This is a genomic window from Kutzneria sp. CA-103260 (assembly GCF_018263855.1).
GTDB lineage: Bacteria > Actinomycetota > Actinomycetes > Mycobacteriales > Pseudonocardiaceae > Kutzneria.
On record NZ_CP073318.1, the window covers coordinates 2,505,639 to 2,520,255 of the forward strand.

The following is a 14,617-nucleotide window of genomic DNA, read 5'->3' on the forward strand; positions in this document are numbered from 1 at the left end:
CAGCGCGGGGCACGTTCACCCGGCTCCATCTGCCGTAGTGGGCGTCACACCCCGGCTGGAGGCTGTCCCCGTCGTAATCCTTGGGGACGGTGACCGAACGCGTCGAAACCGACGCGGTACGAGCGTCCTGGCCTGCTGATTCAACCCCGGTGTGCTGGCCGGACGGACTTGCTCGTGTCGGCAGCAACAGTCGCGTTACGGCCACTCGCCGACGCTTCTCCGCCGTGGTTCGAGCTGGGGACGGCAGGCAAGTACTCGATGGCGTAGTCGCTCACCGCTCAGAACCCGCTCGGGCTGTGGCCACCGCTGCGCGGCGCCACCGCGATCCCGTTGTCCTGAGCGAAAAGCACGCAGGTGGCGACGTCGGCGGCCGTGGCGCAGTAGGCGACCGCGCTCGGGGAGACCGTGTCGTACTGCTTCCAGTGCAGTTGCTTGGCCTGCGCGTAGTCGGCGTCGCCGGGCAACACCAGGGTGCCGCTCAGGTGGGCCCGCAGGCTGCTCCAGTCCTCGGCGACCCGCGCGGTAGACCTTGCCTTCTCGCGTGTGGTGCTCGGTGATGTCGGTGAGCCGCTGGTGATTCGGCTCCGTGGCGGTGAAGTCGCGGTTGACCAGGTCCGTCGCGATCACGTCAGGCTTGGCGTGCCGCCACTTCGGCCGTCCCATCGCGCCGACCAGCCCGGCGCGGCGCATCAGCAACTTGATCGCGCCGTGCCCGACCATGATGCCCCGTCCAAGGCGGAGTCGGCATGCGCCCGGCGCGCCCCGTAGATCCCACGTGAGGCCTGGTGCACCTCGGTGATCAGCTCGGTCAGCCAGGCGTGCCGGATCGACCGGGCCGGCGGTGGCCGGGGCAGCCAGGCGTAGTAGCCGGAGACCGACACGTCCACCACGCGGCAGGCGACCTCGACCGGGATGCCCTCGGCGGCCATCACCGTGACCGCTTCGAATCTCCTTTTGGGGGCACCGCCTCTCGCACCAACTCGATCGCGCGGCGTGTCGCCCGCAACTTGGTTTCCAGCTCGGTGATGCGGCGTTTCGCGGCGGTCAGCTCGGCCTTCGCACCGCTGGTCAGACCTGCCTCCAGGCCGCGGTCGATGCGGTCCTGTCTGCGCCAGGTGTTGATGGTCTGCTCGCTGATCTCCAGGTCTCTGGCCACGTCGGCGACCGTGCGGCCGGCCTCGATCAGGTCCAGCACCTTCGTCCGGAACTCCGGCGGGTACCCACGTCGTCCCATGCCACCCTCCCAAGATCGAGTAGCACAAGAATCCAACAACTCGCCTCCGGACAACCCGGGACACACCAAGGTCTCCACCAAACTCGGGGCGGCTCACAAGCGGCCGAGTGGTACTCGTTGACAAGCCCGCCGAGGAGTCGTCGGAGTTGGGTGAGGCCGGGGAGGTGCCGGCAGCACACTGACGTCGCGGCCGCCCCGCTACGCGAGCTGGACGTTGTGTTCGTCGGTTGAGGGCCGTGCGCGCCACGCGAGGAGTACCGCGCCGCCCATGGGGATTGAGCAGATCAGCAGCGCGATTCGCACGGTCGTCGCCTCCGCGAGCAAGCCGGCGGCCAGCGCGCCGGTCGGCTCGCCGAGCCCGTAGCTGAGCATCCGGCCGGTGACGTTGACGCGCCCCTGCAGACGTTCCGGAGTGGCCAGCTGGCGGACGGTGATGCCGTTGGTGATCACTAGTATCGAGGCCATGCCCCACAATCCGAGCGCCACCAGGGCGAGCCACAGCACGGGGGCGAGCGCCAACGCACAGAGCACGCCGAGGCCGGTGGCGAGCCCGAGCAGGGTCACTGCCCGCGGTGGAATCGACCGGGCGAGGGGCGGGAGCAGCACGGTCGCGGCGAGTGCGCCGACGCCGCCCGCGCTGAACAGCAGTCCGAGTCGGTCGTCGTCACCGGTGATCGAGAAGGCCTGGTAGGCGTACACCACCAGCAGGCTGGACACCGCACCGGCGCTGATCGCCTGGCCCAGCCCGAGTGCGGTGAACAGTCGGACCGTGCGCTGATGCCAGAGGAAGCGCAGTCCCTCCCGGATGTCTGCCAGCAGGGGCTGCCGGGTGTCACGAGCCGCGTTCAGCGGCCGAATGATCGCGCGGACCAGCAGCGCTGAGGACACGAAGCTGAGCGAGTCGGTCGCGACCGAGCCGGCCGCGCCAACGGTGGCGATCAGCACGCCGGCCACGGCCGGGGCGGCGATCTGCACGGCCATGGCGGCCGACCACACGGCGCTGTTGGCGCGCACGAGATCGTTGCGGGACACCAGGCTCGGCAGTGCTCCGAAGTTGGCCGCGTCGAACCACACCGCCACCGAGGCGCACGCGCCGGCCACGATCAGCAGTTGCGCCGGTGTGAGCCAGTGGCACCAGGAGGCGACCGGGATGCTCGCCAGCAGCGCCGCGCTGACCAGATCGGCGCAGACCATGACGACGCGCCGTTGCATTCGGTCGACCACGGCGCCGGCCAGCAGGCCGAAGAGCGCGTAGGGGCCGGCGGTCAACGCGGTGAGCGCGGCGGTGTCCACGGCCGACCCGGTCAGCGAGTACATCAGCACCGGCAGCGCCACAGCGGTCACCGCGGTGCCGGCCGTCGAGATCAGCCGGGCCAGCCACAGCAGCACGAAGTCGCGTTTGGTCCACAGTGGAGGGTGGCTCACAGGAGTTTCTCGATGACCCCGAGCACCTCGGCCGGCAGCGGCATGGCCGCCATCTCCGTCGCGATCTCCCGGGCGCGCTCCCGATAACCGGGTTCGGCGAGCAGCTCGTGGCCCGCCCGCAGCACGGCCGCCGGCGTGTCCTCGCCCCTCGGCAGCATCTTCGCCGCGCCGAAGTCGGCCAGGCGCTGGGAGGGCGCGACCAGCTTGGGCATGTTCGGGATCAGCAGCTGCGGCACGCCGGCGGCCATCCCGACCAGCACCGTGCCGGCGCCGTGGTTCACCACCAGATCGCAGGTGCGAACCACGACGTCGTTGGGCAGCCAGCCGGCCCACACTCCGACCTTGGCCGACACCTCCGCGGCTACCGCCTGCGGCGCGCCGACCACCACCTCGGCGCCGAGGGCCTTGACCTTCTCGGCCAGCTCGCACAGGTAGTCGAAGTAGCGCTCGCGGCTGACCTTGGTGCCGGCGGTCACCAGCACCCGCGGCCGGTCGCACCTGGTGTACATCCACGGCTCCAGCGGACCCGCCGGCTGTGGGTTCCACGGCACGTAGCGCATGGGCTGGGCGGCCTGCGGGGTGTCCGCCGCCCGCACGCTGGCCGGGCAGATCTCGATCCACAGGTCTGTTTCGGGAATGCCGTCCAGCCCGAGCCGCTCCAGCTCCGGTGCGAGCTCGGCGGCGGCGTAGTGGTCCACGATCAGCGGCTCGCCGGTGTCCCAGGTGTGCCGCACGTGGGGAACGCCGAGCCGGGCGGCCAGCAGTGGCGCCGCGAACGAGAAGAACCCGCCGATCACGATGTCCGGGCGCCAGTGCCCGGCCAGCTCGAACAGGGCGTCCAGGCAGGCGGCGGCCAGGCGGCCGAAGCCGCGGCCGACGAACGGACCCAGGTGCTCGGCCGGATCGGTCGGTTCCTCGACCGGGTCGCCCAGCCGGTCGGTGACCATGAAGTGTCGAATTGTGCGCGACGTGATCGACACGCCCGGCAGGCCGGCCCCGGCGACGGCCGGCATGGTTTCTTCGGTTGATGCCATCAACACCTCGTGGCCGGCATTGCGTGCGGCGGTCGCGAGAGGAGTTAGCGGAAATACCGTCGCCGGGCTTCCGCCGGTGACGAACAGGATTTTCATATCGACCACGTTAAGGGTGATTGCAAACCTCGTCAACGTGGGTGACTCTCGCAAGAGAATCGGATCACGCGATCAGGTCATCCCGTCCACCGATTCGTTGTGACCTGCGGTTACGTGGAGGTTTAGGCCGTGGGTTGGTGTCCTATAGGTTGACGGTTAACTCCTCGTGTGGCACTCTTCGCGGTTTGTTGCGGCGGATTATCGGCCTTGACGCAGCTTGGGGCGTGTGTCAGCATGGGACATCGTACGGATGCAAACGATCTGCGACCCATTGAGCGCGCGACGATTTTGTTCCGCGAATCCTCGACGTGACGGATCGCTGGCTTTTTCCTGCGAGAAATTGGTTGGGTAATGGCGATTGTGAACGCATCGACAACGGTGGATGAAACGCTGAGGTCACTGCCCGCGCGGCAGCAGCCGGACTGGACGAGCGCTTCGCTGCTCGAGAAGGTGAGACAGGAGCTCCGCGGGGTGCCGGGGCTGGTCCGGCCCGTGGAGCTGGCTCGGCTGCGGCGGTTGCTCGCCCTGGTCGCCGCCGGCCGCATGCAGATCGCGCAGGCGGGGGACTGCGCCGAGGATCCCGCCGAATGCACCCGGGAACACGTCACCGCGAAGGTCGGGTTGCTCGACGAGCTTGCCTCCGTGATGCAGGCCAACACCGGCCTGCCGGTGCTGCGGGTGGGCCGGGTCGCGGGCCAGTTCGCCAAGCCGCGCTCCCAGCCGACCGAGCTGGTCGGCGGCGTGGAACTGCCCGTGTACCGCGGCTTCATGGTCAACAGTCCGGTGCCGCACCCGGTCGAGCGGGCTGCCGACGCGTTGCGCCTGCTGGACGGCTACGACATGGCCGGCACGGTGATGGGTTTCCTGCGCACGCGTGTGCCGTTCGTGTGGACCAGCCACGAGGCCCTGCTGCTGGACTACGAGCTGCCCATGCTGCGCCGCACCGCCGACGACCGGCTGATGCTGGCCTCCACACACCTGCCGTGGATCGGCGATCGCACTCGTCAGGTCGACGGGGCGCACGTGCGGCTGCTCGCCACGGTGGTCAACCCGGTCGCGTGCAAGGTCGGCCCCACCATGGCCACCAGCGAGCTGCTGCGACTGTGCCAGGTGCTGGACCCCGATCGCGTGCCCGGCCGGCTAATCCTGATCGCCAGGATGGGTGCCGACGTGGTGCGCCAGAAGCTGCCGTCGCTGGTGCGGGCGGTGCGTGCGGCGGAGCATCCGGTGATCTGGCTGTGCGACCCGATGCACGCCAACACCGTGCGCCGTCCCGACGGCCACAAGACCCGGCTGGTGACCACAGTGATCCGCGAGGTGGAGGGGTTCCAGCACGCGGTGCTCGCTGAGCGCGGCGTCGTGGGCGGGCTGCACCTGGAGACCACGCCGAACGCGGTCCTGGAGTGCCTCGACGAGTCCGTCGACGAACGGGCGGAGGGGGCCTACACCACGTTGTGCGACCCGCGGCTGAACCCGCGGCAGGCGGTGCGGGTCGCATCGGTGTGGCGGCTGAGGAGCGGCCGGTGACCACGACGGAATCGTCCGGTCGCGTCGCCGTGGTCACCGGCGCGGCCGGTGGCATCGGCGCCGCGGTGGTGCTCGCGCTGGCCAGCACGAACGTCTCGGTGGCCGCCGTCGACCGGGACCCGGACGGCCTGCGGCGACTGGTGACCGGCGCGCCCGGTCTGCCGGTCTTCAGCTACCCGGCCGACGTCACGTCAGCGACCGAGGTCGGGCGGGTCGTCGACGCGGTGGAGCGGGACATCGGGCCGATCGAGTTCCTGGTCAACGGGGCCGGCATCCTGCGTGCCCGCCCGGTGCTCGATCTGTCCGAACAGGACTGGGAGGAGACCTTCGCGGTCAACGCCGGCGGCGTGTTCCGGGTCAGCACCGCGGTCGCCCGCCGGATGGCCGGCCGCAAACGCGGCGCGATCGTGAGCGTGGCGTCGAACGCGGCCGGCGTGCCCAGGACGCAGATGGCCGCCTACGGCGCGGCCAAGGCCGCCGTCACCGCGTTCACCAAGAACCTCGGCCTGGAGCTGGCGTGCCTGGGCATCCGCTGCAACGTGGTCGCTCCCGGCTCCACCGACACCCCGATGCTGCGCTCGCTGTGGCACGACGACAGCGGCCCGAGCCATACCCTCAACGGCTCGCCCGAGGAGTACCGGGTCGGAATCCCGCTGGGGAAGTTGGCGCAGCCGGCCGACATCGCCGACGCCGTGCTGTTCCTGCTGTCGGACCGTGCCGGTCACATCACCATGCACGACCTTTACGTGGACGGCGGCGCCGCGCTGGGCCGCTAGCGAGAGGACACCGCCATGGCCATCCCTGACATCGCCCCCTATCCCATGCCCGGAGAGAAGGACCTGCCGGAGAGCACACCGCACTGGAAGCCCGACCCACGGCGCGCCGCGCTGCTGATCCACGACATGCAGAAGTACTTCGTGGAGCCGTTTCTGGCGCACCAGTCACCGGGCCGCGAGCTCATCGGCAACGTCGTGCGACTGCTGCGGCAGTGCCGGGCGATTGGCGTGCCGGTGGTCTACACGGCACAGCCGGGCAGCATGACCGACGAGCAGCGCGGGCTGCTCAAGGACTTCTGGGGCCCGGGCATGAAAGCCACCCCGGAGCACCGGCGCATCATCGACGAGCTGACTCCCGACGAGCGCAGCAGGGTGTTCACCAAGTGGCGCTACAGCGCCTTCGCCCGCACCGATCTCCTGGGCCACCTGCGGGAACTGGGACGCGACCAGCTTGTCGTGTGCGGCGTCTACGCGCACGTGGGCTGCCTGATGACGGCCGTCGACGCGTTCACCCATGATGTCGAGCCATTTCTGGTCGCCGACGCGGTGGCCGACTTCTCCCCGGAGCACCACCGGATGGCGGTGGACTACGCGGCGCAGCGCTGCGCGGTCGTGTTGTCCACAGAAGCGGCACTGGAGCACCTCCGGTGACCGGCTCGTTCACGCGGCTGTTGGCACGGGTGCAGGAACCGGATCCGCCGCCGTTCGCGCTGCTGCACCGTCCGCACTCCGCCGGCGACCAGGTCGAGCTGCTGCTCGGCGAGGTTTCCGCGGTTCCCCGACTCGCTGACCTCCCCCTGCCCGAGTCGGGCCGATCGCCGGGACACGAGGTGCTCGCTCTGGTGCCGTACCGCCAGTTGAGCGAGCGCGGGTTCCCCTGCCACGACGACGGCACGCCACTGCTGGCCATGACCGTGCGGGAACAGGCCAGCGGTCCGGTGAGTCAGGTGCTGCGCGACATCCACGTCGTCCCGATCACCGTGTCCGACCCGCACTTCGACGTCAGCGACGAGGACTACGCGAAGACCGTGCGTCGGGTGCTGGACGACGAGATCGGCCAGGGAGCGGGCGCCAACTTCGTCATCAAGCGCACGTTCGTCGCGGACGTCGCCGACTGGTCGCCACGCACCGCGCTCACCCTGTTCCGTCGAATGCTGGCGACCGGACACGGCGTCTACTGGACGTTCGTCGTGCACACCGGGGAGCGCACCCTCGTAGGCGCCACCCCGGAACGGCACATCACCCTCAACGACGCGACCGTGGTGATGAACCCGATCAGCGGCACCCTGCGATATCCGCCCGGCGGACCGAAGCTACCGGACGTGATGAGCTTTCTGGCCGATCCCAAGGAGGCCGGCGAGCTGTCCATGGTCGTGGACGAAGAGCTGAAGATGATGGCCAGGCTCACCCACGACGGCGGTCGCCTGGTCGGCCCGTTCCTCAAGGAGATGGCGACGCTCGCGCACACCGAGTACCTGATCGAGGGGCGCAGCTCGCGGGACGTGCGCGACATCCTGCGGGAGACCCTGTTCGCCCCGACCGTGACCGGGAGCCCGCTGGAGAGCGCGTGCCACGTGATCCACTCCTATGAGTCCGGAGGACGCGGCTACTACAGCGGTGTGGCCGCACTGATCGGTCGAGACGCGACCGGAGCTCGTGAGCTGGACTCGGCGATCCTGATCCGCACCGCCGAGATTCGTGGCGGTCGGCTGGAATTCGGGGTCGGCACAACCCTGGTACGCGACTCGCAACCGTTCTCCGAGGTCGCCGAGACCTGGACCAAGGCGTCCGGGATGCTGACCGCCCTGGGGGTCCACAACGGACGATCTGTGGCGGGAAGTTGCGGATCACCAGGACTGGCCGGGCATCCAGAGGTGCGGCGGGCACTGCGAGCTCGTAACACCGGGCTGGCCGCGTTCTGGCTGGCCGACCGCGAGCGCCCCGTCGGGCGCGCCACCGGCCACCGGGCGCTGGTGGTCGACGCGGAGGACACGTTCACCGCGATGCTCGGCCACCAGTTGAGGGCGCTCGGACTGCGTTCCGATGTGCGCCGTTTCGACGAGCCGCACCAGATCGACGGCTACGACCTGGTGGTCATGGGCCCCGGGCCGGGCGACCCGCGTGAGCGGAGCCATCCGAAGATCGCTCACCTGTCCAGGACCCTGCAGCACCTGCTGCACACCGGCACGCCGTTTCTCGCGGTGTGTCTGAGCCACCAGCTGCTCGGCCGGTGCCTGGGCTTCGACGTGGTACGCAGGCCACGACCCAACCAGGGTGTCCAACAGGAGATCGACTTCTTCGGCCGCCGGGTGCGGATGGGGTTCTACAACACCTTCGCAGTGGTCAGCGACTCCGACCGGGTCGGCGAGGTCGAGGTCAGCAGGGATCCGCTCACCGGTGAAGTGCACGGGCTGCGCGGGCCTCGGTTCCGCTCGTTCCAGTTCCATGCCGAGTCCGTGCTCAGCCAACACGGGCTGTCCGTGCTGGCCGATGCGGTCGATTCACTGCTACCCGTGCCGTGCCACTGAGAAGGTCGAGAATGGCGGAGATCATCATTGCCGGCGGCGGGATCGGTGGGCTGGCCTGCGCGCTGGCCGTCGCGGCCCGGGGACACCAGGTGGTCGTGCTCGAACGCGCCGCGGAGTTCGCCGAGCTGGGCGCCGGGATTCAGCTCGCTCCCAACGCGTTCCACGCGCTGGATCAGCTCGGTGTCGGCGAGGCGGTGCGGCGGCGGGCGGTCAACGTCGACCACCTCGAACTCATGGACGGCGTCACCGGTGGCCTGCTGGCCAGGCTGCCCCTGGGGGAGGACTACCAGCGGAGGTTCGGCAATCTGTATGCGGTAGTGCACCGCGGGGATCTCTACGCCCCGTTGCTGGCCGCCTGTCAGCAGCACGATCACATCCGGCTGCGGTCGGCCAGTGCCGTGGTCGGCTACGAAGCGAACGACGCTGCTGTGACGTGCGTGCTCGCCTCCGGTGAGACGGTGCGTGGCGACGGACTCGTGGGCGCCGATGGCATCCGTTCGGTCGTGCGCCGGCAGCTCGTGGGCGACGGCGAGCCTCGCGTGTCCGGCCACACCATCTATCGGTCCGTAGTGCCGATGGATCAGGTTCCACCGTGGCTGCGGTCGAACTCGGTGACCCTGTGGGCCGGTCCGCGGTGGCATATGGTGCGGTACCCCATCGCCGACGGCCGGTCGTTGAACCTGGCGATCACTCGGGACGACGGGGCCACTACGGCCGTGGCGGGCCGGCCGGTGGATCGGAACCAGGTGCTCAGCCGGTTTCCTGAGCTGGCCGACGTGCCACGCGGCTTGCTCGAACACGGGCTGGACTGGCGGCAGTGGGTGTTGTGTGACCGTGATCCGATCCGCCGGTGGGCGAAGGGACGGGTCGTGCTGATGGGCGACGCGGCCCATCCGATGTTGCAGTACGCGGCGCAGGGTGCGTGCATGGCCCTGGAGGACGCGGTGCTGCTGGGTGCCCTGCTGGACTGCGCGGCCGATCAGCTCCCGGAACGGTTCGTGCGGTTCAACGCCCTGCGCGGTGAGCGCACGGCACGTATCCAAGGGGTGTCCCGGCAGATCGGCGAGCACATCTATCATCCCGCAGGCGCCCAGGCGCAGGCGCGTAACCTGACCGTGGCCTCGATGTCCGTCGACGACCTCTACGACCGGGTGTCCTGGCTGCACGGTTACCGCGTAGTCGACGGGGTCGCATTGTGACCCCGGATCGGCGGTCCGTCGGAATTGCCGCGATCCAGTCCACCAGGTCCGTCCGGTCGGGAGCGGGGCCGGAGCTCCAGCGCACTGCGAACTTGGCCGCTCGCAACACGATCATGGCTTGGTCGAACGGTTTCTCAGCCGCACCGAGCGGCACTGACCGGCGATGCTCGGCGAGCGGCCGGCACACGGCTTACGATGTCGCGCACCGCACCGGACGCCCAGGCGGCACGGGCAGTTGTTCATCGCCGGTGAGCAGCAGCCGATCGTCCAAATGGGAGGCAACAGGCCATCGGACTCCTGTCAAGCGAACCCGATCACCTCGCTTCCCTGGCCGCCTGAGGACCCCGTCGGTGGAGGTCGGCCGGCCGAAAGCGTCAGCCGAGTCCATCCGCGTACTGCCTGAGCTTGTCCAGTGTGCGGGCGCTTTCGGTGCGGAACGCGTGGACGACGATCGGTTGAAGGAGCTTGACGGGCCGCCACGGGATTCGCAGTGTGACCTCGCGTCTGACTCGCGTGGACTCCGGGCCGGGGGTGAGCGTGTACCGCATCACGACGTCGACGGTGCCCAGAAGGAACCGCATCGTCATGGGTTGGTGGAAGGTGATCCTCGTCGGGCGTTCGTACTCGGCCACCACGCCGTTGCGGACACCGAGTGGTCCAGGTTCCCGATAGGTCGTGCCGAGCCGCACCGGGTTCTCGCTGATGTCGATGGTGCCTTTGAACGCCGACGACTGCGGCAGCCAGGTGGCCTGCTCGTCGAAGTCGGCGACAATGTCGAAGATCTTTTCTGCCGGGCAGCGGATGTCCGCCTCGGACGGAAGCACGATCATGACCGTGGTCCGTTCTGCCGCGGGCGGTTCTGGGTGAGATAGTCGTGCACCGGGTGCACAGGGGCCAGCGTGAGATCGGCGACCACGTGCCACGCGTCGACGACCTCCAACACCGGGAGATCGGCCAGCGGCGCCATCACGTGGGCGAACAGCTGCAGCCTGGCTGGGCTCTGCCACGCCTGCTTCACGGTGACGTCCGTGATCTCGGTGCGCACGAGGTCGCAGATCCGAAGACCGCCTTGGTAATCAGGCACGGACTTGACCGCGAAGGTGGGCACACCGATGCGCGCCCGTGCGACGTCCGTGTCCAGCGTCGCGTGCTTGTAGGCCATTGTCGCGGTGGCCACCCGTTGGCTGCCGTAGTCCAGCGTGCCCACGAGGGCGCCGGCGTCGGTGAACAGCCGTGGGGTGCCGGTGGTCTTGGGGTAGGCCGACAGCTCTCGACCAGCAAGGATGGCGCCCACGTGGTCGACGTGCATGATGTGCAGGTACTCACCGTCTTCGCCGTCACAGCTGACCGAGATCACCTGGCCCGCCTCCGTGTACGGCCCGAAACCGTCGACGTCTGCCATCCGCATGATCTCGAATCGGACGAGCGGGTCGGTCACCGCGAGCGGCTCGGGGACGACGGCGCGCAGTGCTTCCGGGGCCGTGCGGTACACAACGCTGAAGTACTCGCGGTCGACGAATCTGGTCGCGTGCGTCGGGTACGGCGGTGCGGGCAGGGGGGTCACCGGCCCGCGCAGAAGCTGTGCTGGCTGCATGCAGCGAAGGTTAGGCGCGCCGAAACTTCCGGTGTACGGGTGCGGCGTACGAAGCCGTCACCCGAGCTTGTGCGGCACGCACGAAGCCTGTCACGTCGGCTGGGTGAGCACGGCGCGTCCCAGCCAGCGACAGACCGTCAGTGCGATCTCCATGTTGAGCCGGTCGGATTCGATGGGGCGGCCCAATTCTTCCTCCGCCTTGCGAACTCGGTAGTGCACGGAGTTCCGGTGCAACGCCAACTGGTCGGCGGCGGAGACGTAACTGCCGCCGGTCGCCAGGAAGACGCGCAACGTCTCACGCAGCCGGGCATGCACGTCGTCGTCGACAGCCAACGCACGCAACGTCTCGGCCACCCACACCTTGGCCAGCCGCAGGTCGCCGCACAGCAGCGCGACCGGCCCGACCTCGCTGAACGTGGCGACCGTGGCCGCCTCGTCACCGGCGGCCAACATCACCGCGCGGGTCTGGAGCGCCTGTTCATGGCTGCGGCGGAACCCGTCAACATCCGTGCCGTGGTCGCCGAAAGCGACCATCGCCTCGCCTGCCGTGCGGGCGACTGCGGCACGAAGTTCGCCCGGCGTGGGTGATGTCGAGCCAAGCGGCAGCCACGCCCATGCCGTCGTCTCGTCGCGCGGCACGAACAGCGGCTCGGCCGGGCAGTTGAGTCGGTCGGCCAGTAGCCGAACGACCTGGGCAGGTCCGTTCGTTGTCGACGACGAACTGGCGACCCATGCGACCACCGCGAGGTGCCGCACACCGACCAGGCGGTATCCCAGCGTCCGCTCGCTGGCATGGACGTCCACCGGTTGCTCGTCGAGCAGTCTTCGCACGCATGCCTCCCGCACCGCGTCGCGCTGCCGGAGCCAGCGTTCCCGTTCCTCCTCGTAAGTCTCGAAAACCTGCTCCGACATGCGATCGACGTAGTCGAACGCGACGGCGGTGAGGAGTTCGGCGGCGCGCGCTATCGCCCACGGATCGGCGACCCGGGCATTGAGCAGCGCGAACGCGTGTTTCAGGAACGAATCCTGACCGAGCCGGTAGGCCCGGACCAGCGCGCGGACCGTGACGCCGTGCTGGGCCAGTCGTCGGGCGTAGGCCACGGCTGCCGGTGGCACCTCGACCTCCGTGATGTCGAGGTCGTAGCGGAGGATCTGCAACGCGCAGCCGATGTTGCTCTCGATGCTGCCCACCAGCAGGTTGAGCAGGCTCTCGTCGCCGCGCAACTGTCGGAGTTCCGGGGCGAGTCGGTCGAACATGCCGCGGGCCAGCGTGTCCCTGTCGTCGTTCATGACCGCGGCGATGTCGGCGATGGCTGCCCGCACCAGGCCCTCGTCGTCGTGCATGGAAGCGACCTAATCAGGAGCCGATCAGCCAGGTGTGCAGGGCCAGGTGGGAACGGCGAGTTCTACCCGTGTGGACGTGGTTTCAGTGCATTCGCGACCGCGTCGACGCCGGCCACCACCACAGGTGTGGATCTCCCAGCGCTGCGCACCGAGCACTTGTCCCCAGGACCTCGCTGAGGTCGAGGCGCGGTCCGGAGCGCGCGAGCATCGTCTCGGGACTGTCACGGACGCGGTCGGCAAAGGCTGACGGAGCGCAGCTACTCCGCTTCGGCATGGTTGTCGGGCTCAGTGGTTCGAGTGCCGACACGCGGTGCCGGTGGACGCCCGGACCGGCCGTCTGGTCGCGCCCTAACCGTGCATTGGCCGTCGGGGCTTCGCCCGCCAGATCGCGTGGTCCAGCTCCCACGGCGTGCAGCCCAACCGCTCTGCGGTCAACATCACTATCTCGCGCGCCTCGTCCACGTTCACCGGCCCCAGGTGCAGGGCGATCCAACGCAGCACCATTCGGTCCGGTTTCACGTGCTGGTCGTCGCCGGCCAGCATCCACAGGTAGCTCAGCCGGGCGCCGCTGCCGTGGCCTCGAACCATCGCCAAGTCCGCCTCGACGCCGCCGAGATGAGCATCGTCGCCGAGCAGTTCGGCGACGTCGCCGATCGTCTGCACGCCGTGCTTCACCAGGAACATCGCGTACCACAGGGCCGCTTCAGCTTTGAGGATGCCGCCCCGGGTGCTCGTCAGGCCGCGGTTGGCGATGACTTCGGCGGCGAAGCGCTGTGCGCCGACCATCCGGACGTGCTGGGCGAAGTCGTCGAGGCGCTGTTCCTTCACTGTGCCGACGACCATGTTCGACTTGGCGGCCGGCATCAGCGGGTTGGGCAGGCTGGCGTGCAAGGCGTAGCGGTAGCACACGTGCACCACCCGGCTGTACTTCGCGTTGATGGAGAACACCGCGTCCAACGCGCACAAGCTCAGGTGCGTCCACCGTTTCTCACGCGGCTTGATGGTCAACTCGGTGCGGGCCGCCCGTTCAAGCACTTCAACGTCCTCGGCGGTGATCATGCCCGGCCTTCCGTCGTCGCCCCATTAGATCGTCGAGCCGGCGGCAACGTCTGTTACCGCGTCGCCGGCAGCGGCGTGGTGGTGCGGGGGTTCTCCTTGACGTTCGTGATGACGTCCCGGACGACCGCCGGAAGGGAAGTTCGAGCCGGAGCAGGCCGCCGAGCACGTGCTCCGTCCGCTGCACCGCCTCTGACCTGGGGATGGAGCAGTGGAGCACCCAGGGCAGAGGGTCAGTGAACCCCTGCCCCGGCGCCGTTTTCAGTGGTTCCCGTCGGTGATGGCCAGCAGCATCACCGACCTGAGTGGGCTGCGGGTGGCGCTGGCCGACATCGAGGTCGGCGACATGGTGGTCAAGAAGGGCGACGCTGTTGTCGTGTCCACCGCGGCGGCCAACTGGGATGACAGTGTCTTCCCCCAGCCGGAGAACCTCGACTTCGACCGCGACGCGCGGCATCACCTGGCCTTCGGCCACGGCATCCACCGGTGCATTGCCCAGAACCTGGCCCGGGTCGAACTCGAGATCGTGTTCAACACTATGTTCGCCCGGGTTCCCGGCCTCCGGCTCGCCGCCCCCCGTCGAGGAACTGTCCTTCAAGGATGGCGCGCTCCTCTACGGTATCCACACATTGCCCGTCACCTGGTGAGAGTGAGAAAATGCGGCCACCGTCCGGACATTTCGCAATGCCTATGAGCGTGTGGTCGCCGCGCCGACTCAGTCGCCGCTGCCGCTCGCGCGTCGAGGCAGGCGAATACGCAGATACCTCCTGGACGGCCGCCGCCCAGGGGAGGCGCGCGTGACGA

Annotated in this window: 15 protein-coding genes; 6 read left to right on the forward strand and 9 right to left on the reverse strand. The window is 69.0% G+C overall.

What is annotated here, in order from left to right; all coding sequences use genetic code 11:
- Positions 1 to 278: 278 nt before the first annotated feature.
- The 5 genes from JJ691_RS10855 to JJ691_RS10875 form a co-directional block, all read right to left on the reverse strand.
- Complete coding sequence (locus tag JJ691_RS10855) at positions 279 to 467, reverse strand: FAD-binding protein (RefSeq protein ID WP_211768654.1); 189 nt, start codon at positions 465 to 467, stop codon at positions 279 to 281.
- Positions 468 to 689: 222 nt separating this feature from the next.
- Positions 690 to 932, reverse strand: a complete 243-nt coding sequence (locus JJ691_RS10860) for a transposase (protein ID WP_211768655.1) — start codon at positions 930 to 932, stop codon at positions 690 to 692.
- On the reverse strand, positions 929 to 1,234 hold the full coding sequence (locus JJ691_RS10865; RefSeq protein WP_211768656.1) for a transposase: 306 nt from the start codon (positions 1,232 to 1,234) through the stop codon (positions 929 to 931). The genes JJ691_RS10860 and JJ691_RS10865 overlap by 4 nt, the downstream gene beginning before the upstream one ends.
- A gap of 198 nt (positions 1,235 to 1,432) precedes the next feature.
- A complete protein-coding gene (locus JJ691_RS10870; protein WP_211768657.1) occupies positions 1,433 to 2,623 on the reverse strand; it encodes an MFS transporter in 1,191 nt (396 codons plus the stop codon).
- Positions 2,624 to 2,655: 32 nt separating this feature from the next.
- Positions 2,656 to 3,693, reverse strand: coding sequence for a glycosyltransferase (locus JJ691_RS10875; protein ID WP_211768658.1), 1,038 nt, complete (start codon positions 3,691 to 3,693; stop codon positions 2,656 to 2,658).
- 474 nt (positions 3,694 to 4,167) lie between these two features.
- Between JJ691_RS10875 and JJ691_RS10880 the strand changes: the two genes are divergently transcribed.
- The 5 genes from JJ691_RS10880 to JJ691_RS10900 are packed head-to-tail and all read left to right on the forward strand — an operon-like array spanning position 4,168 to position 9,819.
- A complete protein-coding gene (locus JJ691_RS10880) occupies positions 4,168 to 5,316 on the forward strand; it encodes a 3-deoxy-7-phosphoheptulonate synthase (protein WP_249227824.1) in 1,149 nt (382 codons plus the stop codon).
- Positions 5,313 to 6,092 (forward strand): 2,3-dihydro-2,3-dihydroxybenzoate dehydrogenase, encoded by a 780-nt coding sequence (locus JJ691_RS10885; protein ID WP_211768660.1) that lies wholly within the window; start codon positions 5,313 to 5,315, stop codon positions 6,090 to 6,092. Before JJ691_RS10880 ends, JJ691_RS10885 begins: the two co-directional genes overlap by 4 nt.
- A gap of 15 nt (positions 6,093 to 6,107) precedes the next feature.
- A complete protein-coding gene (locus JJ691_RS10890; RefSeq protein ID WP_211768661.1) occupies positions 6,108 to 6,743 on the forward strand; it encodes an isochorismatase family protein in 636 nt (211 codons plus the stop codon).
- Positions 6,740 to 8,620 carry an anthranilate synthase family protein gene (locus JJ691_RS10895; protein ID WP_211768662.1) on the forward strand — a complete coding sequence of 627 codons (1,881 nt, stop codon included), beginning with the start codon at positions 6,740 to 6,742 and terminating at the stop codon, positions 8,618 to 8,620. Before JJ691_RS10890 ends, JJ691_RS10895 begins: the two co-directional genes overlap by 4 nt.
- A gap of 11 nt (positions 8,621 to 8,631) precedes the next feature.
- The gene (locus JJ691_RS10900; RefSeq protein WP_211768663.1) at positions 8,632 to 9,819 is read left to right on the forward strand and encodes a 3-hydroxybenzoate 6-monooxygenase; all 1,188 of its coding nucleotides are present in this window, start codon (positions 8,632 to 8,634) and stop codon (positions 9,817 to 9,819) included.
- A 374-nt stretch (positions 9,820 to 10,193) separates the two neighbouring features.
- Here JJ691_RS10900 and JJ691_RS10905 read toward each other — a convergent pair whose 3' ends face one another.
- From JJ691_RS10905 to JJ691_RS10920, 4 genes are all read right to left on the reverse strand, one after another.
- Positions 10,194 to 10,649, reverse strand: coding sequence for an SRPBCC family protein (locus JJ691_RS10905; RefSeq protein ID WP_211768664.1), 456 nt, complete (start codon positions 10,647 to 10,649; stop codon positions 10,194 to 10,196).
- Positions 10,646 to 11,413, reverse strand: coding sequence for an acetoacetate decarboxylase (locus JJ691_RS10910; RefSeq protein WP_211768665.1), 768 nt, complete (start codon positions 11,411 to 11,413; stop codon positions 10,646 to 10,648). Before JJ691_RS10910 ends, JJ691_RS10905 begins: the two co-directional genes overlap by 4 nt.
- Before the next feature lie 90 nt (positions 11,414 to 11,503).
- The gene (locus tag JJ691_RS10915) at positions 11,504 to 12,757 is read right to left on the reverse strand and encodes a PucR family transcriptional regulator (RefSeq protein ID WP_211768666.1); all 1,254 of its coding nucleotides are present in this window, start codon (positions 12,755 to 12,757) and stop codon (positions 11,504 to 11,506) included.
- 348 nt (positions 12,758 to 13,105) lie between these two features.
- A complete protein-coding gene (locus JJ691_RS10920; RefSeq protein WP_211768667.1) occupies positions 13,106 to 13,816 on the reverse strand; it encodes a hypothetical protein in 711 nt (236 codons plus the stop codon).
- 277 nt (positions 13,817 to 14,093) lie between these two features.
- Between JJ691_RS10920 and JJ691_RS10925 the strand changes: the two genes are divergently transcribed.
- Entirely contained in the window at positions 14,094 to 14,507 is a 414-nt protein-coding gene (locus JJ691_RS10925; RefSeq protein ID WP_211768668.1) for a cytochrome P450, read from the forward strand.
- Positions 14,508 to 14,617 lie beyond the last annotated feature (110 nt).

Coding starts and splice junctions, on each gene's coding strand:
- JJ691_RS10865 (WP_211768656.1), bottom strand. CDS start 1,234: ATGGGACGACGTGGGTACCCGCCGGAGTTCCGGACGAAGGTGCTGGAC.
- JJ691_RS10875 (WP_211768658.1), bottom strand. CDS start 3,693: ATGGCATCAACCGAAGAAACCATGCCGGCCGTCGCCGGGGCCGGCCTG.
- JJ691_RS10890 (WP_211768661.1), top strand. CDS start 6,108: ATGGCCATCCCTGACATCGCCCCCTATCCCATGCCCGGAGAGAAGGAC.
- JJ691_RS10900 (WP_211768663.1), top strand. CDS start 8,632: ATGGCGGAGATCATCATTGCCGGCGGCGGGATCGGTGGGCTGGCCTGC.
- JJ691_RS10905 (WP_211768664.1), bottom strand. CDS start 10,649: ATGATCGTGCTTCCGTCCGAGGCGGACATCCGCTGCCCGGCAGAAAAG.
- JJ691_RS10910 (WP_211768665.1), bottom strand. CDS start 11,413: ATGCAGCCAGCACAGCTTCTGCGCGGGCCGGTGACCCCCCTGCCCGCA.
- JJ691_RS10915 (WP_211768666.1), bottom strand. CDS start 12,757: ATGCACGACGACGAGGGCCTGGTGCGGGCAGCCATCGCCGACATCGCC.
- JJ691_RS10920 (WP_211768667.1), bottom strand. CDS start 13,816: ATGATCACCGCCGAGGACGTTGAAGTGCTTGAACGGGCGGCCCGCACC.
- JJ691_RS10925 (WP_211768668.1), top strand. CDS start 14,094: ATGGCCAGCAGCATCACCGACCTGAGTGGGCTGCGGGTGGCGCTGGCC.